This window comes from Rhodoferax sp. RT5P35, assembly GCF_056521385.1.
This window is the reverse complement of record NZ_JBWMAX010000230.1, coordinates 1-1,196: the sequence shown is the minus strand read 5'-3', so window position 1 is coordinate 1,196 and position 1,196 is coordinate 1. Positions and strand designations below refer to the sequence as shown.

Below are 1,196 nucleotides of genomic sequence, written 5' to 3'. Positions count from 1 at the left end.
CGGTTTTGGACAGGACTTGCTGGCGCTCGGCGGCGGGCAGAAAACCCAGGTTGCCGCGGTACACGGCGACCATCTTGTCGTAGGGCAGTTCACTCAGCGAGATCGGCCAGTCGGTGCCCCACATCAGGCGCTTGGCACCAAAGCGGTCGTAAACACGCTTCACCTGGTCGAAGGCATCGGCGTAGGGATAGGCCTGCTTGGACAGGCGTGGCACGTGCGAGATCTTCACGTACACCTGGGGGAAGCGCGACAGCGCCAGCAGGGGCTCCAGCAGCTGCGGCTGGTCGGGTGGCACATCGGCCATATGGTCGATGACCACGGTCAGCTCCGGGTTCTTCTCGATCAGCGGCACCAGGTCGGACATGCGCGCGCCCGAGGCCAGCACGGTCATAGGCACTTTCAGCGCGGCGCAGCGTCGCCACAGCGGTGCCATCAGCGGGCCGCGGATCCAGTCGCCATCGGCCTGGTCGGACGGGCTGAGGCGCACACCGCGGAAGCCCTGCTCCAGCGTGAGTCGACTCAGGTGGTCGGGTGCAGCGGGGTCCTCGGGGTTGACGCGGGCAATGCCGTGGAACTGGCCCGGATAGCGCTTGAGCACATCGGCCAGGTAGCTGTTGTCCCAACGGTAGTGGATGACCTGCACGATGACGGTGCGCGCCACGCCGTTGGCCTGCATCAGGTCCAGCAGCGTCTCGGCGCTGGCATCGAACTCCGGCGGTTTGCGGCCCTGGGCGAACGGGAAGGCCGGGTCGCGCTTCCACACATGGACATGCGAGTCGATGAGCAGGGGTACGGCATCTGCCGCTGCGGCCTGGGGCATATGCTGCACCCAGGGCGCGGCCAGGGATGCCGCAAGAACGCGGCGGCGGTTCAACATAGGAGTCACCTGGTCAGGCCGCCGCGACGGTGGTCTCGGCCATATCCCGGCTGTACGACCGGCTCGAATCCACCAGCATGCGGGTGTAGGCGTGCTGGGCAGCGTTGTTGCACAGGGCTTCGGTACTCAGGCTTTCCACAATGCTGCCGTGCTGCATCACCGCCACCTGGTCGCACAGGTGGGCCACCACGCCCAGGTCGTGGGTGACCATCAAATACGTCAGGCCGTCGCGCTCGCGCAGGTCGGCCAGCAGGTTCAAGATTTCGGCCTGCACCGACACGTCGAGCGCCGAGGTGGGTTCGTCCAGCAGCAGCACGCG

General features: G+C 66.6%; 2 protein-coding genes. Both read right to left on the bottom strand.

The genetic code is table 11. The features are described from left to right. The coding region (locus AC097L_RS25235) for an amidohydrolase family protein (RefSeq protein ID WP_479589450.1) at positions 1-877 on the bottom strand (877 nt) is incomplete at its 3' end. Positions 878-890: 13 nt separating this feature from the next. Then, on the bottom strand, positions 891-1,196 hold a 306-nt coding region (locus AC097L_RS25230), incomplete at its 5' end, for an ATP-binding cassette domain-containing protein (RefSeq protein WP_479589449.1).